A 15,807-nucleotide genomic window follows, 5' to 3' on the forward strand; every position below is an offset into this window, starting at 1 on the left:
CCAGCTCAAGCCGCTTCAGCCATTCAGGACCCGCTCCAGCAGCCGATCAATGGCGGCAACGGATTCAGGCTCATCGAGGACCGGGGCATGACCGACATTGGAGATGACCGCGCACTCCGCGCCGGGGCCGATCTCCTCCACCATTCGGGCGGCAGTGGCGGCGGAAAGCAGGTCGGAGCGCTCGCCGCGCAGCACCAGCGTCGGGATTCCGCGGAAGGCCTGCATGACCGGCCACATGTCGACGCTCGCCTCGCTGCCGGCGACCCGCAGCGGCTCGGCTATGCGCATGTCATAGTCAAGGACGATCCGGCCCGAGCTGTTCAGGCGGTAGAGCCGCTTGGCCATGGCCAGCCATTGGTCGAGGCCATAGCCGGGATAGATGTCGCGATTGGATTCCGCCAATGCGCGGGCGGCGTGAACCCAGCTTGGATGGGACTGGCCGATGCCGACATGGGTGCGGATACGCGCAAGCCCCGCCTCCTCCAGCGTTGGCCCGACATCGTTGAGCAGCGCGCCCGCCAGCCACTCGCGGTGGGTAGCCGCAATCAGCATGGTGATGATGCCGCCCAGCGACGTGCCGATGGCGACGAAGCGGGTGATGCCCAGATCCGCCAGCAGGCGGCTGATGTCCTGCAGATAGGTGAGCGGGACATAGGTCATCGGATCCTTCGCCTGCGCGCTTTCGGCGCGGCCGCGCATGTCGGGGCAGATGAGACGCCATTGTCCGGCAAGGCGCGCGGCGAGAGGCTCGAAATCGCGGGCGTTGCGCGTCAGGCCGGGCAGGCAGAGCAAGGGCGGACGACCGTCATCCCCGCCAGCATAATCGCGATAATGGAGCCTCAGCCCATCGGGGGACCACCAGTATCCGTCGCCATAGCTGCTCAAGCTGCTTGATCCTTCCACCCTGCATCCCCCATATCGCCGCATGCGCCCTGCCCTGCAACCCGCCAAATTCAGCCCCGCGAATGAAATCGCCGCGCTGCAGCCCGATTTCGCCGACCCCGTCGCGGCCGCCGACTTTCCCCAGGCCATCCTGCGTTTCCGCAACGATCGCTGGGCAGATGCGGTGGGCCTGGGCGAGCTGGGCGAGGAGGAATGGCTGGCGCATTTCGGGCGATTCCGGCCTTTGGAGGGATCGCTGCCCCAGCCCTTGGCGCTGCGCTATCATGGGCATCAGTTCCGCGTGTACAATCCCGATATCGGGGACGGCCGCGGCTTCCTGTTCGCGCAACTGCGCGACGGGGCGGGTCGGCTGCTGGACCTGGGCACAAAGGGTTCGGGCCGGACGCCCTACAGCCGCTTCGGCGACGGACGGCTGACGCTGAAGGGCGGCATGCGGGAAATATTGGCGACGGAGATGCTCGAAGCGCTGGGCGTCAACACCTCCAAGACATTTTCCATCATAGAGACGGGCGAGGCGCTGGAGCGCCATGACGAACCCTCCCCCACCCGTGCCGCGGTGATGGTGCGGCTCAGCCACTCGCATATCCGCATCGGGTCATTCCAGCGCGCCGCCTATTTCGACGACAGGGCGCTGCTGGAGCGGCTGGTCGACTATGCGCTGACGAAGCTGTATGGCGAAGTGCCAGGGGACAATCCGCCGGCGCAATTGCTGGGCCGGGTCGTGGAGCGCACGGCCGATCTGGCGGCAAGCTATATGGTGGCGGGCTTCGTCCATGGCGTGCTGAACAGCGACAATATCAATGTGACGGGCGAAAGCTTCGACTATGGCCCGTGGCGGTTCACGCCGCTATGGGAGCCGGGATTCACAGCCGCCTATTTCGACCATGCCGGCCTCTATGCCTTCGGACGGCAGGCGGAGGCGATCCATTGGGACGCGGCGCAGCTTGCCGTGTCGCTGCGTCCGCTGGTGGAGGCGGAACCGCTGGTCGAGCAGTTGGAGCGTTTTCCGGCACTCTATGCCGAGGCGATGGCGCGCCGCTTCTGCTGGCGGCTGGGCGTGGAGCCGACGGATGACGCCTCCACCATGATCGAGGCGGCCGTGCGAGGCATGATCGCCAGCCAAAGGCCCATCGACATCTTCTTCCACGACTGGCGCGGCGGCGATCCGCGCGACGGCGCGCCCTATGCCGGGGAAGAATGGGCCGCTTTTCGCGAGGCCATTGCCGGATTTGAGGCAAAGGGGCCGAAGGATCATGGCTATTGGGCCGATCCGCTGCCCTGCTCCATGCATATCGATGAGGTGGAGGCGATCTGGAGCGCCATCGACAGGGATGATGACTGGGCGCCGCTGCATGCCAAGGTGGCTGCGATCCGGCGCATGGGCGATGCTTTGGGGGAGGCGCCAGGCGTGCCTTGAGCGGAGCTTCTATCGGGAGCCAGGCTCTTCCCTAAAGCGGAATTAATTGCCATATCGGCAGCATGTCCGCCGCGCTGACTTCGTTCGAACCCGCCACTGGCGAACTTCTGTGGCAGGGGACTGCCAGCGATGTGGCGACGGAGGTTGCCCGCGCCTGTGCCGCCTGGCCCAGATGGGCCGCCCAGCCCATCGCCTATCGCATCGAAACGCTGCGCCGCTTCGTCAATGTCGTGCGCGCCAATGAAGAGGCGCTGGCAGACCTGATCGCGCGCGAGACCGGCAAGCCCCTGTGGGATGCGCGGACCGAAGTGACGGCGGTGATGAACAAGGTCGATATCTCCGTCGCCGCCTTTTCCGAACGCACCGGACAAAGGCGGCTGGAGGCGGCAATGGGCGCTCGCCAGTCCGTGCGGCACAAGCCCCATGGCGTCATGGCGGTGCTGGGCCCCTATAATTTCCCGGCGCATCTGCCCAACGGTCACATCGTCCCTGCCCTGCTGGCAGGCAATGCCGTCGTCTTCAAGCCATCGGAAAAGACGCCTGCGGTAGGTGAAATGCTGGTGCGCCTCTACCATGAGGCCGGCGTGCCGGAGGACGCCGTCCGGCTGGTGCTGGGTGGCCCGGATGAGGGCAAGGCGCTGGCCGCCCATCCCGATGTGAGTGGTATCCTCTTCACCGGGTCGGCCCAGACGGGCATTGCGATCAACCGGCAGTTCGCCGCCAATCCGGGCAAGATACTGGCGCTGGAAATGGGCGGGAACAACCCGATCGTCGCCTGGGATACGGCAGACGTCCCCAGCGCCGCGACGCTGATCGTGCAGTCGGCCTTCCTGTCGAGCGGGCAGCGCTGCACCGCGGCGAGCCGGCTGATCGTCAAGGACGAGTTGGCCGACACGCTGGTCGGAGAGGTCAAGAAGCTGGCCGACCGGCTGATCGTCGATCATCCCCATGCCGACCCCGCGCCCTATATGGGCCCGGTGATCGACAATCAGGCGGCCGATCAGCTGACGGAGAGCTTCCTCTACCTGATGAGCAACGGCGGCAAGCCGATCAAGCATATGGTCCGCACGACCAAGGGGCTGCCCTTCGTCACGCCAGCGATCATCGACGTGACCGCCATGGCCGAACGGCCCGACATCGAACTGTTCGGCCCCTTGTTGCAGGTCGTCCGCGTCCCGGATTTCGAATCCGCGATCCGGGAGGCGAACAACACCCGCTACGGCCTGTCCGCGGCTTTGATCGGGGGATCGCCGGAACAATATAACCAGTTCTGGGCCAATATCCGGGCGGGCATCGTCAACTGGAACCGCCCCACCAACGGAGCATCCTCCTCCGCGCCCTTTGGCGGGGTGGGCATTTCCGGGAACCATCGGCCCAGCGCCTATTATGCGGCGGATTATTGCGCCTATCCGGTCGTGTCGGTGGAAATCGAGCAGCCGCGCGCGTCCATCGGCGTCGGCCTGAAGGACATCGACACCAGCACGATGGGCGATTGAGCGTCGGGTCGGGGCGACGGCGTCAGATCGACCCCTCCCAAATTTTCCTTCGCCCTGGCCAATGCATTCTGAATTGAAACCACGGGCCGATTTCGCCATCTGCCCAGCATGGCTGAAACTCCCACTGCCACTGTCACCCTTGTCGGTGCTGGTCCGGGCGATCCGGAACTGCTGACGCTGCGCGCTGCGCGGTTGATCGGCGAGGCCGAGGTGATCGTGCATGACGGGCTGGTTTCCGCCGAGATACTGGCGCTTGCCTCCCCGCAAGCCGAACTGATCTCGGTCGCCAAGCAGCGCAGCCGTCATTCGGTGCCGCAGGACGGGATCAATGCCCTGCTGGTCGAACTGGCGCTCGCCGGGCGCCGGGTCGTCCGGCTGAAGGGCGGCGACCCCTTCATCTTCGGCCGCGGCGGCGAGGAGATGGAGGCATGCCGCGCCGCCGGGGTGCCGGTGGAGATCGTGCCGGGCATCAGCGCCGCCATCGGCTGTGCCGCGCAGGCGCAGCTGCCCCTCACCCACCGCGCGGCGGCGAGCGCGGTCAGCTTCGTTGCGGGGCAATGCAAGGGGCTGACCGATCAGGATTGGTCGGGCCTGGCCGGCGCTGGGCGCACGCTCGTCATCTATATGGGCGTGGCGACGGCGGCGGACATTGCCGACAAGCTGATCGCCGATGGCGTGTCCCCGGCGATTCCCGTGGCCGTGCTGGAAAACGGCACGCGCGCCGACATGCGGACGCTGCGCACCTTGCTTGCCGATCTGGGCGAGATGGTGGCGCGGGAAAAGGTGAAAAGTCCCGCCCTGATTGTGGTGGGAGAGGTTGCGGCCTATGCGCTGGCGCAGGATGTGCTGGCCGGCTGGGCCGCGCAGGAGACATTTGGGGCGGAGACTGACAAGTGAAGATTTTGACCGGCAATGACCTCGGCACCGGGGACGTGATCTGGTGGGCGGGCGACGGCTGGTCGCGGCAGGTCGGCGATTCCGTCGACGTGAGCGACAAGGGCGAGGATCTGGCCCGCGCGGAGGAAGCCGCGTTGCGGGTCGTGGGCGCCTATGTGATCGATGCGACCGTGACCGGAGAGGGCGTGCGCCCCGCGCATATCAAGGACCGCATCCGCGCCCTGGGGCCGACGGTGCGCCCCGACCTGACGCTGAAACCGAATGACGCCGATGCCGGCAACTGGGTGATCTGAACCATGTATCGTTACGACAGCTACGACCAGTCCATCGTCGACGCCCGCGTCGAGGAATTTCGCGACCAGACCCAGCGCCGTCTGGCCGGGCAACTGACGGAGGACCAGTTCAAGCCGCTGCGGCTGATGAACGGCCTCTATCTCCAGCTTCACGCCTATATGCTGCGCGTTGCCATTCCCTATGGCACGCTGAGCGCCCGCCAGATGCGCAAGCTGGGAGAGATCGCGGCGAAATATGACCGGGGCTACGGCCACTTCACGACGCGGCAGAACCTGCAATATAACTGGATCAAGCTGGCCGACGCGCCGGACATCCTTGCCGAACTGGCGACGGTCGAGATGCATGCCATCCAGACCAGCGGCAATTGCATCCGCAACATCTCTTCCGACCAATATGCCGGGGTGTCGGCGGACGAGGTGGCCGATCCGCGCCCCTGGGCGGAACTGCTGCGCCAATGGTCGACCTTCCATCCCGAATTCACCTACCTGCCGCGCAAGTTCAAGATCGCGGTGATCGCAAGCGAGGAAGACCGTTCCGCCATGCGGCTGCACGACATCGGCCTGAAGCTGGTGTCGCGCGACGGCCGGATCGGTGCGGAGGTCTATGCCGGCGGCGGCATGGGCCGCACCCCGATGGTTGCCCCGCTCATCAGGGATTTCGTGCCCGAGGAGGAGATCGTCTCCTATCTGGAGGCGTGCCTGCGCGTCTATAACCGCTATGGCCGGCGCGACAACAAGTACAAGGCGCGGATCAAGATCCTGGTCCACGAGCTGGGTGTCGAGGAATATAAGCGGCAGGTCGAGGAAGAATTCGCCCATATGCGGACGCTGGGCCTCAACCCGCCGACCGAGGAACTGGACCGCATCCGCGCCTATTTCGCTGGTCCCGCCTATGAAACGGGCCTGGACGACAGCGTCGATCGCAACGATCCGGCCTTTGCCCTGTGGGTGGACCGGCAGGTCGCGGCGCACAAGCAGCCGGGCTATGCCATCGTCAACATCAGCCTGAAGCCGCGCGGCGGCATTCCGGGCGATGCCTCGGCAGAGCAGATCGCCCTGGTGGCGGACCTGGCCGAGCAATATTCGCTCGACGAACTGCGCGTCACCCATGCGCAGAACCTGGTCCTGCCGCATGTGAAGAAGGCGGACCTCCACGCCGTCTGGCAGAAGCTGGACGAGGCCGGGCTGGCGGAGGCCAATCTGGACCTGATCACCGACATCATCGCCTGCCCTGGCCTGGATTATTGCAGCCTTGCCAATGCCCGCTCCATCCCACTGGCGCAGAAGCTGTCGGAACGGTTCGCCGCGGCGGACCGGCAGAAGGAACTGGGCGAGCTGAAGGTCAAGATTTCCGGCTGCATCAATGCCTGCGGCCATCATCATGCCGGCCATATCGGCGTGCTGGGCGTGGACCGGAAGGGCGTGGAGAATTTCCAGCTCTCGCTCGGCGGATCGGGTGCGGAGGATGCAAGCGTCGGGCAGATCACCGGACCCGGCTTTTCGGAGGACGGCGTGGTCGACGCGATCGAGAAGGTCACCAACATCTATCTTGCGCAGCGGGAGGAAGGTGAACGCTTCCTCGACACCTATCGCCGTCTTGGCATGAAGCCCTTCAAGGAGGCGATCTATGGTTGAGTTCCTCTCCTTCCGCGAAGGCGAAGTCGGCCAGGAACCGGCCGTCACGGTCGAATCCTTCACCGGCCAGTCCAATTCGACCGCCGTCCGGATCGAAGCTGGCGAGGATGCCCGCGAATTGCTGCCCCATCTGGACAGGCTGTCGCTGGTGGAGGTGAATTTCCCGGCGTTCGGCGACGGGCGCGGCTATTCGGCGGCGCGGATATTGCGCGAGGCCGGCTATATCGGCGAGCTGCGCGCCGTGGGCGATGTGCTGGTGGACCAGATTGTCGCGATGCGCCGCTGCGGCTTCGACAGCTTCCGGCCCGACAAGGCGCTGGACGATGCCGCCGTGGAGCGCGCGCTCCGCCGTTATGACGATGTCTATCAGAAGACGATCGACGGCCGCCGCCCAGTCTGGGCGAAGCGGCACCCGGAGACTGCAAATGGCTGAACCTGCCCGCAAGCTTGACGTGATCGATGCCCGCCCCGCCTTTACCCAGGCGGATGCGGATGCGCTCAATGCGCGCTTCAGTGGCGTCGACACGCTTTCGATGCTCAGGACCGTCTTTGCCGAGGGGCTGGCGGGGAATGTCGCCGTCGTCTCCTCCTTCGGCACGGAAAGCGCGGTTCTGCTGTCGCTGGTGGCGAAGGCGGACAGGACCGTGCCGGTGATCTTCGTCGACACGCTCAAGATGTTTCGCGAGACGCTGGATTATCGCGAAACGCTGATCAGCACGCTGGGCTTTACCGACAGCCGGACGGTCGTGCCGGATGCGGACGTGCTGGCGAAGAAGGACGAGACGGGCCTGCGCTGGTCCTACGACCCCGATGGCTGCTGCGAGATCCGCAAGGTCGAACCGATGAGCCGCGCGAAAAATGGCCTGGATGCCTGGATTTCCGGACGGAAGGCGTTTCAGTCGGTGACGCGGCAGAACCTGCCCCGTTTCGAGATCGAAGACGGCCGTCTGAAGATCAATCCGCTGGGCGACTGGACGAAGGACGATCTGGAGGCCTATTTCGAGGCGGAAAAGCTGCCGCGCCACCCGCTGGAGGCGCAAGGCTATCTGTCCATCGGTTGCGAACCGTGCACGTCCAAGGTGCTGCCGGGCGAAGACCCGCGCGCTGGCCGCTGGCGTGGTTGGGACAAGGTGGAGTGCGGCATTCACACGCCGGTGACGCCAATCCCCTCCCCCATCGCCGATCCGGACGATCCGGCCAACCAGCCGGTGTTCTGACCGAAAAGGACATCCTGCCCGCGACGCGCATGCCCGGTTGACCTGACAGCCGGGCAGCAACCCCGGAGCCGGCCCCGGAGCGAGCCATCGTCTTATGCCGGAACGGAGACTGATGGCGCGAGCCCTTCAGGCGCGATATGGTCGCCGTTCATGACAGACCGAGCGGAGGACAGGATATGGCCGTCGAGCTGAAGATATTGGCGTGGAGTTGCGTGCTGCTGCTGGTCCACATCTTCGCGGCGGCGCATATCAAGACGCGGCAATATGGCACCAAGTGGAATATGGGTGCGCGGGATGAGGAATTGCCGCCGCTCGATCCCGTCGGTGGGCGGCTGGTGCGGGCGCAGGCGAATTTCCTGGAAACCTATCCCATCGCGATCATCACCCTGATCGGCGTGGTGATCGCGGGGAAAACCAGCGGGATGACGGCGATCGGCGGCTGGCTCTGGCTGGGTGCGCGGGCCGTGTATCTCCCGCTCTACGGCATGGGCGTGCCCGTGGTGCGGACGATCGCCTATCTGGTCAGCATGATCGGGCTCGCGCTGGTCTTTCAGGCCTTCGTTTCGGGCTGAACCATTTTCCTGCGCCCATTTTCCTGCACATCGCGCCGCTATTCATAATCGTCCATGTAGCTGCCCTCCGCCAGATCGGAGAAGCGGGTGATCTTCGCATCGAACTTCATGCGGATGCGCCCGGTCGAGCCATGGCGCTGCTTGGCGATGATCACTTCGGCAAGGCCGTAGATGCGCTCCATCTCCTGCGCCCATTCCAGATGCTCGGAACTCTCCTTGTTCCCCGGCTCCTTCGCGGCGACATAATAATCCTCGCGGAACACGAACCAGACCATGTCCGCGTCCTGTTCGATGGAGCCTGATTCGCGAAGGTCGGACAATTGGGGCCGTTTGTCCTCGCGCTGTTCGACGGCGCGGCTGAGCTGGGACAGCGCCAGAACCGGGCAGTTGAGTTCCTTGGCCAAGGTTTTGAGGCCGCGGGAAATTTCCGAAATTTCGTTGACGCGATTGTCGCCCTTACCCGTGCCCTGGAGCAGTTGGAGATAGTCGACCACGACGAAACCAATGTCATGCCGCCGCTTCAAACGGCGGGCGCGCGTGCGCAGCGCGGCGATGGTCAGGCCAGGCGTGTCGTCGATGAACAGCGGCAATTCCTGCAACTCGCGCGCTGCCCGCGAAAGATTCTGGAAGTCTGACCGGCTGATCTTGCCCATGCGCAGCGCTTCGCCGCTGATCCCCGACTGTTCCGCCAGCACGCGCGTGGCGAGCTGGTCGGCGGACATTTCCAGGCTGAAAAAGGCGGTCTTCGCGCCCATATTCTTTTCCGGCGAAATGCCGTCCGCATTGTCGCGCAGCCAGCGCGAGGCGGCATTATAGGCGATATTGGTCGCCAGCGATGTCTTGCCCATGCCCGGACGACCCGCAAGGATCATGAGATCCGAATTGTGCATGCCGCCGATCTTTTCGTTCAGGCTGTTGATGCCGGTGGTGATGCCGGACACATGCCCGCCACTGTTGAGCGCCCGCTCCGCGATCTGGACCGCCATGGTCGTGGCGGTGGCGAAGCTCTTGACCGAGCCGGTTTCCCCCTCCCCTTCGGAAACCTTGTAAAGGGCGACCTCAGCCTGCTCGATCTGTTCGCGTGGATTCACGTCCTCGCTGGTGTCGAGAGCGCTTTCAACCAGTTCGCGCCCGACATGGACAAGTTGGCGCAGCAGGGCGAGGTCATAGATCTGCGCCGCGAAGTCGCGCGCACCCAGCAACGCGGCGCCATTGCCCGTCAATTGCGCCAGATAGCCGACACCGCCCAGTTCCTTGAGCGCCGGATCCTGCTCCAGCATCGGTTTCAGCGTCACGGGGTTGGCGACCATGTCGCGTTCGACCAGCCGCATCACCGCTTCGTAGATGCGGCCGTGCAAGGGCTCGAAAAAATGCTCTGGCTTCAGCTTGAGCTGCACATCCTCGGCAATGCGGTTGTCGATCATGAGCGCGCCCAGCAGCGCGGCCTCCGCCTCGACGTTGCGCGGGAGTTCGGTGATGCCGGTTTCTGCGGCGGGGTTGATTTGCACGAGTTCGACCATTGCCCCCTCATCGCTTCGCTGACGGCGGCGCGCAAGGTCCGACATTGAAACGATTGGGAAAAGCTGTGGACAACCCGGCGCCCTGCTTTTCCCGGTTGCATTTCCCTGTGCTCCGCCGCACTGACCATAGCGTTCATGGCCGATCCGCGCATCATCGATATCACGCTCGACGAGCGGACGATCCTCTGGCGCAATGCCGATGTGGAGCAGGAGCGGCGCATCGCCATCTTCGACCTGCTGGAGGATAATTATTTCGAGCCGCAGCGCAGCCATGAGGACGGCTATGCCGGCCCCTACAAGGTGCATCTGCGCGTCGAGGAAGGCCGGCTGGTCATAGAGATACGCCGTGAAAATGGCGACCCGCTGGAGGCGATCATCCTGAGCCTTGGGCGGTTCCGCCGCCCGATCCGCGATTATTTCGCGATCTGCGACAGCTATTACCAGGCGATCAGCAATGCTTCACCGCAGCAGATCGAAACGGTGGACATGGCACGCCGGGGCATCCACAATGCTGCCGCCGAGACACTGATCGAGCGGCTGGACGGCAAGATCAAGGTCGACTTCGACACGGCCCGTCGCCTGTTCACGCTGATCTGCGTCCTGCATATCAAGGGGTAAGGGGCATCCGTATCATCAGCGCCGGCCATTTCATGGCTCGTTTCTGCCTGCTTCTTGCCGTCCTGGGCCTGATGGCGCTGGGCGGATGGCTCTACGCGCGCGAATGGGCCCCCGATCGGGAGGCGTTCCCGACGCAGGGCGTGTCGGTATCATCGGACAATGGCTCGATCGACTGGGGCACGCTGGCGGCGCAGGGAACCGATTTCGCCTATATCCGCGCCTCGCGCGGCGGGCGCTTTCGCGATCCGGCGTTCGAGGCGAACTGGGCCGCCGCGCGCGCGGCAGGGATGCGCTATGGCGCTGCGCTCGATTTCAGCCTCTGCGCCAGTGCCTCGGAACAGGCCACCGGCTTCATGGCCATGGTGCCGCGCGACAATGCCGCCCTGCCGCCGGTCATCAGGCTGGCGTTCGAGCCGGGCTGCCACGCCTGGCCGGGGCAGGATGCGGTGCTTTCTGAACTGAACACGCTCATCAACCTGATCGAAAGTCATGCGGGCACGCCGGTCCTGCTGAATGTCAGCGACGATTTCGATGCCCGATATGCCATTGCATCGGGGATCAACCGGACTTTGTGGCTGGACCGCAATTTCTTCGCGCCCGATAGCGGGAAGCGCAGATGGGTGATGTGGACAGCCAATGATATGCGGCATATCGACGGCATCGACGGTCCGGTGCGATGGGATGTGATGGCGCGATGAATGCGACGGAAAAGCTGATCGAGGCGGCAAGGGAAGCGATGCGCCATGCGCATGCGCCCTATAGTCGCTTCGCCGTCGGCGCGGCGGTGCGGCTGACCGACGGGCAGGTCGTGACCGGCTGCAATTTCGAGAATGCGAGTTACGGCCTGTCACTATGCGCCGAAACGGTGGCGCTGGCGGCGGCGAATGCCCAGGGCCGCCTTGCCGATGTCGAGGCGATCGCGGTCGTGGGCGGCGCCATGGGCGCGGACGGCACCGCATCGGGCGAGGCCATCGTCACCCCCTGCGGCCGATGCCGCCAGGTCATGAATGAAGCCGAGCAGATGGCCGGGCGGACGCTCGCCATCTATTGCGCTGCACCGGAAGGAGACGCGCTGGTCGAACATCGCGTCGCCGAACTCCTGCCCCTTGCCTTCGGTCCTGCCGATTTGGGCATCACCCCCGGAAAGAGCTGAACAGCCATGTCGATATTGTCGGATAAGTGGATTCGCGAACAGGCGCAAAACAACGCCATGATCGAGCCGTTCGTGGAGAGCCAGCGACGCGACGGCTGCATCAGCTATGGCCTTTCCTCCTACGGCTATGATGCGCGGGTGGCGGACGAGTTCAAGATCTTCACCAATGTCGACAGCGCCGTGGTCGATCCCAAGGATTTCGCCGCCAACAGCTTCGTCGACCGCAAGACCGATGTCTGCATCATCCCTCCGAACAGCTTCGCGCTGGCCCGCACGGTCGAATATTTTCGCGTGCCCCGCGACGTGCTGGTGATCTGCCTTGGCAAATCCACCTATGCGCGGTGCGGCATCATCGTGAACGTGACACCGCTGGAACCCGGCTGGGAAGGGCATGTCACGCTGGAATTTTCCAACACGACGCCGCTTCCCGCCAAGATCTACGCCAATGAGGGCGCGTGCCAGTTCCTGTTCCTCAAGGGCAACGAACCGTGCGAGACCAGCTATGCCGACCGGGCGGGCAAATATATGGGGCAGCAGGGCGTGACATTGCCGCGCCTGTAACGCTGTGCGACATTGGCGGCATGATGTGTGAGGCAGGCCCGCCATGCTGATCCCCTTCCGCAGGCGGAAGGCGCCAGACGACGCGCCCTCCCCCAGCGTGGGCCCGGACAGGCGCGTCTATGCCATAGGTGACGTTCACGGCCGCGACGACCTTTTTGCCCAATTGCTCGACAGGATCGCGCTGGACGAAGCGGACAGACGCCCTTTGCCCCGGCTGCTGATCCTGTTGGGCGATCTGGTCGACCGAGGACCGCAGTCGCGGCAAGTGGTCGAACGGGCGATGAACCTGGCGCATGCGGGCGAGGACGTCCATTTCCTCAAGGGCAATCATGAGGAAATGTTCGTGGCGGCGGCGCGCGGAAATGTGCGGGCCGCCGCCCTCTTCCGTCGTTATGGCGGGGTGGAGACGCTGGCAAGCTACGGCCTGGAGCCCGGGCAGAGCGCCGGGATGGACGACGAGGCGATCGCGCAATGGATGCTGGCGCATGTCCCACGCGATCATGTCGATTTTCTCGACGCTTTCCCCGATATGCTGCCGCTTGGCGACTATCTCTTCGTACATGCCGGGGTTCGGCCGCGGATCGCCCTCGACGCGCAGATTGCCGCCGATCTGCGATGGATCAGGGGCGATTTCCTGAACCATCGCCACCATTTCGGCAAGATGATCGTTCATGGCCACAGCATCAGCGACGATGTGGACGTGCAGCCCAACCGGATCGGCATCGACACCGGCGCCTTCCGCAGCGGCCTGTTGACCGCCATCGGGCTGGAAGAGGACAGGCGCTGGTTTCTGCAGACCGGGGCCTGACCAGCTTTCCCGGCCTGTCCTATTGCCAGCGCCTGGCCTTGGCCGCTTTCTCCTGCGCGGCATCGAGGGGGGAGCCATCCATCAGGGCATCGACAGTCGCCATGAGGCGCGCATCGCCCGAAGACGCTTGCCGATAGGCAGTCTCCTGCCCCGAACCCGGCACAAGCTGTTGCACTTGCCAGCCCTGCTCCTGGCGACAGGCGACGCCCGAAATGGCCTGCCCTTCGAAGCTGCGGCACCAGCCGCCGCCCTTGCGCCGGAAGCTGAGGCCGATGCGAATCGGCACGCTGTCCTGAGCGGAAGCCAGTTGGGTTTCAAGCGCTGATGCCAGTTCGCCCTGCGCGACCATGGTGCCCTGCTCCACCGCGACCGGACTGTCGCCGCCGCCGCCGGAAAAATGTCCGATGCCAAGACCCAGCAACAGGCTCGCAGCAATCGCGCCGCCCGTCATCCAGGCGTGCCGCCGCGCCGCTACCGGACGAGCGAGGGGGACGACCTTCGCCTCCGCCTGCAACAAGGCCCGCATCGCAGCCGGCACAGGCTCGGCCTCGATCGGCGCATAATGATCCGCCAACCGCTCCCGCAGGCGGACATGCATATCCAGCCGGGCCGCCAAAGCCGGGTCTTCCGCCACCGCACGCTCGATGCGCCGCCGGCTCACCTCGTCCAGTTCGCCATCCACCAGGGCGATCAGCATGGTTTCGTCGATATCCGTCATGCCGCTTCCCCCAGCAGTTCGATGAGCGCGCCGCGCCCGCGTACCAGCCGCGACGTCAACGTGCCCATCGGAATGTCCAGCACCTCCGCCGCCTCCTTGTAGGACAGCCCCTCCACCAGTACGAGCGCGATCGCCTCCCGCTGCTCCTCGGGCAGGCTGTGCATGGCGCGGTCGACGTCGGACAGCATGACATGCGCCTCCACATCCCGGTCGCCCGCATGGCCGACATGCTCGCCGGCCTCCTCCGGCGCGAAGGTGCGGGCGGCGCGCTGCCGGGAGCGGCCCTCATCGATCCAGAGATTGCGCATGATCCGATACATCCAGCTATCCAGTCTTGTCCCCGGCTGCCATTGATCGCGTGCCCGGAGCGCCTTTTCCAACGCCGCCTGGCAAAGATCGTCCGCATCGGCGCGGTCCCGCGACAGGCTGGCGGCAAAGCGGCGCAGCCGGGGCAGGATCGCCAACAGATCGCTTTCGAACGACATCCGGTCTCCATTCAGCTTCCTGAAGGATGAAACGACCATCGCCGCACGTTTCATCCCTGAACACGGAACTTGTATCGGAAATTTTTTCGCGATGAATCATTTTGAGAGCGAAAGGACCGTAAAGCAGTCCGATTGTGAAAAGGTCGGTGGTAGAGAGGTCGAGATGAAATTCACGCGTCCATGGATCGTCGCAGGCCTGCTGCTGACCGCACCGGGCGCGCAGGCGCAGTTGTTACCCGCGACCGGCGGCACCCTGGGTCAGGTCAGCGGACCAGTGGGCGGCATCGTGCCGCAAGTGCTGGACCGGGTGGACGGCGCGCTGGATCAGGCTGGGCTCGACCAATTGTCGCCCGCGCGGCTGGCCGACCGGCTGGTAGCGGCGCGGGCGGCGCGAATCGACGATCTGCTGCGGCGGCATGCGGATGAGGTGGAACTGGACGACCGGCGCCAGCCGGCGCGGCGCGGGGTGATATTGCTGACCGGAGCGCGGACGGAAAGCGTCGAGGCGCTGCGTTCAGCCGGCTATGGCGTGGAAAATGCGGCCATAGAAGGGCTGGACCTCAGCATCGCGCGTCTGACCGTGCCGCAGGGCCGAAGCCTGTCGCGCGCGTTGAAACAGGTCCGATCACTCGCGCCGGAGGCACAGGCCAGCGCCGACAATCTCTATTTCCCCAGCGGGCCTTCGATCGGCATTTCCGCAGCCGCACTGGCTGAGGGCGGGACGGCGCGTGGCAAGGTGGCAGGCCTGATCGACGGCGGCGTCGCCCGCCACCCGGCGCTGAGCGGCGTGATCGAGCAGCGGGGCTTCGCCCGCGGCGCTCCTCGCGCCAGCGCACATGGGACAGCGGTAGCCTCCCTGATCAGCGGGACAGGCAGCATCAGGGGTGCGGCGCCTGGCGCGCCGCTGCTGGTGGCGGATGTCTATGGCGATGATCCGGCGGGCGGCAGCGCCTTCGCGATCGCGCGGGCGCTGGGCTGGATGGTGGCGCGCGGGACCGAAGTGGTGACAGTCAGCCTGGTGGGGCCGGACAATCCACTGCTTGCCGGCGCGATCCGACTGGCACGGGAACACGGCCTGTCCATTGTCGCGGCGGTGGGCAATGACGGTCCGGCCGCCCCTCCGGCCTATCCCGCCTCCTATGCCGGGGTAGTCGCCGTCACCGGCATAGACGGGCGCGGCCGGGTCCTGCCCGAGGCCGGGCGAGCGCGTCACGTCGACTTCGCAGCGCCGGGGGCCGATATGAATGCAGCGCGGGTCGATGGCGGCAAGGGCAAGGTTCGCGGCACGTCCTTCGCGGCGCCGCTGGTGGCGGGGCGGCTGTTCGCTGCTGGCAGCGTGCAGGCCTTGCGCGCGGAAGCAAAGCGCAATGCCGGGCTCAGCGTCATTTGCGGCAATTGCAGAAATAATGATTGATTTTCAAATATTTGAAAAATTTTTATGACATTCGGGGATTAAAGCGGATCGCCCTTCCGTTGTCCTGTCATCGGATCGACAACGAACAAGGAGACGATCG

18 protein-coding genes are annotated in these 15,807 nt (G+C 65.0%); 14 read left to right on the forward strand and 4 right to left on the reverse strand.

What is annotated here, in order from left to right; all coding sequences use genetic code 11:
• Positions 1-15: 15 nt before the first annotated feature.
• Positions 16-885, reverse strand: coding sequence for an alpha/beta fold hydrolase (locus ACN9MX_RS06115; RefSeq protein ID WP_363734499.1), 870 nt, complete (start codon positions 883-885; stop codon positions 16-18).
• A 40-nt stretch (positions 886-925) separates the two neighbouring features.
• On the opposite strand from ACN9MX_RS06115, the gene ACN9MX_RS06120 reads away from it, so the two are divergent.
• The 8 genes from ACN9MX_RS06120 (at position 926) to ACN9MX_RS06155 (ending at position 8,430) form a co-directional block, all read left to right on the forward strand.
• The gene (locus tag ACN9MX_RS06120) at positions 926-2,320 is read left to right on the forward strand and encodes a protein adenylyltransferase SelO family protein (RefSeq protein ID WP_426387366.1); all 1,395 of its coding nucleotides are present in this window, start codon (positions 926-928) and stop codon (positions 2,318-2,320) included.
• A 62-nt stretch (positions 2,321-2,382) separates the two neighbouring features.
• Complete coding sequence (gene astD, locus ACN9MX_RS06125; RefSeq protein WP_363734497.1) at positions 2,383-3,816, forward strand: succinylglutamate-semialdehyde dehydrogenase; 1,434 nt, start codon at positions 2,383-2,385, stop codon at positions 3,814-3,816.
• A gap of 108 nt (positions 3,817-3,924) precedes the next feature.
• Positions 3,925-4,713, forward strand: a complete 789-nt coding sequence (cobA, locus tag ACN9MX_RS06130; protein WP_426387367.1) for a uroporphyrinogen-III C-methyltransferase — start codon at positions 3,925-3,927, stop codon at positions 4,711-4,713.
• Positions 4,710-5,006 (forward strand): DUF2849 domain-containing protein, encoded by a 297-nt coding sequence (locus ACN9MX_RS06135; protein WP_133652322.1) that lies wholly within the window; start codon positions 4,710-4,712, stop codon positions 5,004-5,006. Before cobA ends, ACN9MX_RS06135 begins: the two co-directional genes overlap by 4 nt.
• 3 nt (positions 5,007-5,009) lie before the next feature.
• Entirely contained in the window at positions 5,010-6,641 is a 1,632-nt protein-coding gene (locus ACN9MX_RS06140) for a nitrite/sulfite reductase (RefSeq protein WP_363755018.1), read from the forward strand.
• The gene (locus ACN9MX_RS06145; protein ID WP_363734494.1) at positions 6,634-7,074 is read left to right on the forward strand and encodes a DUF934 domain-containing protein; all 441 of its coding nucleotides are present in this window, start codon (positions 6,634-6,636) and stop codon (positions 7,072-7,074) included. The genes ACN9MX_RS06140 and ACN9MX_RS06145 overlap by 8 nt, the downstream gene beginning before the upstream one ends.
• Complete coding sequence (locus tag ACN9MX_RS06150; RefSeq protein WP_133652325.1) at positions 7,067-7,858, forward strand: phosphoadenylyl-sulfate reductase; 792 nt, start codon at positions 7,067-7,069, stop codon at positions 7,856-7,858. The genes ACN9MX_RS06145 and ACN9MX_RS06150 overlap by 8 nt, the downstream gene beginning before the upstream one ends.
• Before the next feature lie 176 nt (positions 7,859-8,034).
• Positions 8,035-8,430: an MAPEG family protein gene (locus ACN9MX_RS06155; RefSeq protein WP_133652326.1), complete on the forward strand. Its 396-nt coding sequence runs from the start codon at positions 8,035-8,037 to the stop codon at positions 8,428-8,430.
• A gap of 38 nt (positions 8,431-8,468) precedes the next feature.
• On the opposite strand, the gene ACN9MX_RS06160 is transcribed toward ACN9MX_RS06155, so the two are convergent.
• Positions 8,469-9,950, reverse strand: a complete 1,482-nt coding sequence (locus ACN9MX_RS06160; RefSeq protein WP_363734492.1) for a replicative DNA helicase — start codon at positions 9,948-9,950, stop codon at positions 8,469-8,471.
• A 135-nt stretch (positions 9,951-10,085) separates the two neighbouring features.
• Between ACN9MX_RS06160 and ACN9MX_RS06165 the strand changes: the two genes are divergently transcribed.
• The 5 genes from ACN9MX_RS06165 to ACN9MX_RS06185 are packed head-to-tail and all read left to right on the forward strand — an operon-like array spanning position 10,086 to position 13,090.
• Complete coding sequence (locus tag ACN9MX_RS06165; protein WP_025549400.1) at positions 10,086-10,568, forward strand: UPF0262 family protein; 483 nt, start codon at positions 10,086-10,088, stop codon at positions 10,566-10,568.
• A 32-nt stretch (positions 10,569-10,600) separates the two neighbouring features.
• Complete coding sequence (locus ACN9MX_RS06170) at positions 10,601-11,266, forward strand: glycoside hydrolase family 25 protein (protein ID WP_426387368.1); 666 nt, start codon at positions 10,601-10,603, stop codon at positions 11,264-11,266.
• Positions 11,263-11,721, forward strand: a complete 459-nt coding sequence (locus ACN9MX_RS06175; RefSeq protein ID WP_426387369.1) for a cytidine deaminase — start codon at positions 11,263-11,265, stop codon at positions 11,719-11,721. Before ACN9MX_RS06170 ends, ACN9MX_RS06175 begins: the two co-directional genes overlap by 4 nt.
• 6 nt (positions 11,722-11,727) lie before the next feature.
• Positions 11,728-12,282 (forward strand): dCTP deaminase, encoded by a 555-nt coding sequence (dcd, locus tag ACN9MX_RS06180; protein ID WP_133652330.1) that lies wholly within the window; start codon positions 11,728-11,730, stop codon positions 12,280-12,282.
• A 43-nt stretch (positions 12,283-12,325) separates the two neighbouring features.
• Complete coding sequence (locus tag ACN9MX_RS06185) at positions 12,326-13,090, forward strand: metallophosphoesterase (RefSeq protein ID WP_426387370.1); 765 nt, start codon at positions 12,326-12,328, stop codon at positions 13,088-13,090.
• A 19-nt stretch (positions 13,091-13,109) separates the two neighbouring features.
• Here the strand turns inward: ACN9MX_RS06185 and ACN9MX_RS06190 are convergent, their stop codons facing one another.
• On the reverse strand, positions 13,110-13,808 hold the full coding sequence (locus tag ACN9MX_RS06190) for an anti-sigma factor family protein (protein WP_363734488.1): 699 nt from the start codon (positions 13,806-13,808) through the stop codon (positions 13,110-13,112).
• Complete coding sequence (locus ACN9MX_RS06195; protein WP_363734487.1) at positions 13,805-14,293, reverse strand: RNA polymerase sigma factor; 489 nt, start codon at positions 14,291-14,293, stop codon at positions 13,805-13,807. Before ACN9MX_RS06195 ends, ACN9MX_RS06190 begins: the two co-directional genes overlap by 4 nt.
• Before the next feature lie 163 nt (positions 14,294-14,456).
• Here ACN9MX_RS06195 and ACN9MX_RS06200 point away from each other — a divergent pair, with 163 nt between their 5' ends.
• Positions 14,457-15,707, forward strand: a complete 1,251-nt coding sequence (locus ACN9MX_RS06200; protein ID WP_426387371.1) for a S8 family serine peptidase — start codon at positions 14,457-14,459, stop codon at positions 15,705-15,707.
• The last annotated feature ends 100 nt before the right edge of the window (positions 15,708-15,807 follow it).

Source organism: Sphingobium sp. R-21, from assembly GCF_049913335.1.
Taxonomy (GTDB): domain Bacteria; phylum Pseudomonadota; class Alphaproteobacteria; order Sphingomonadales; family Sphingomonadaceae; genus Sphingobium.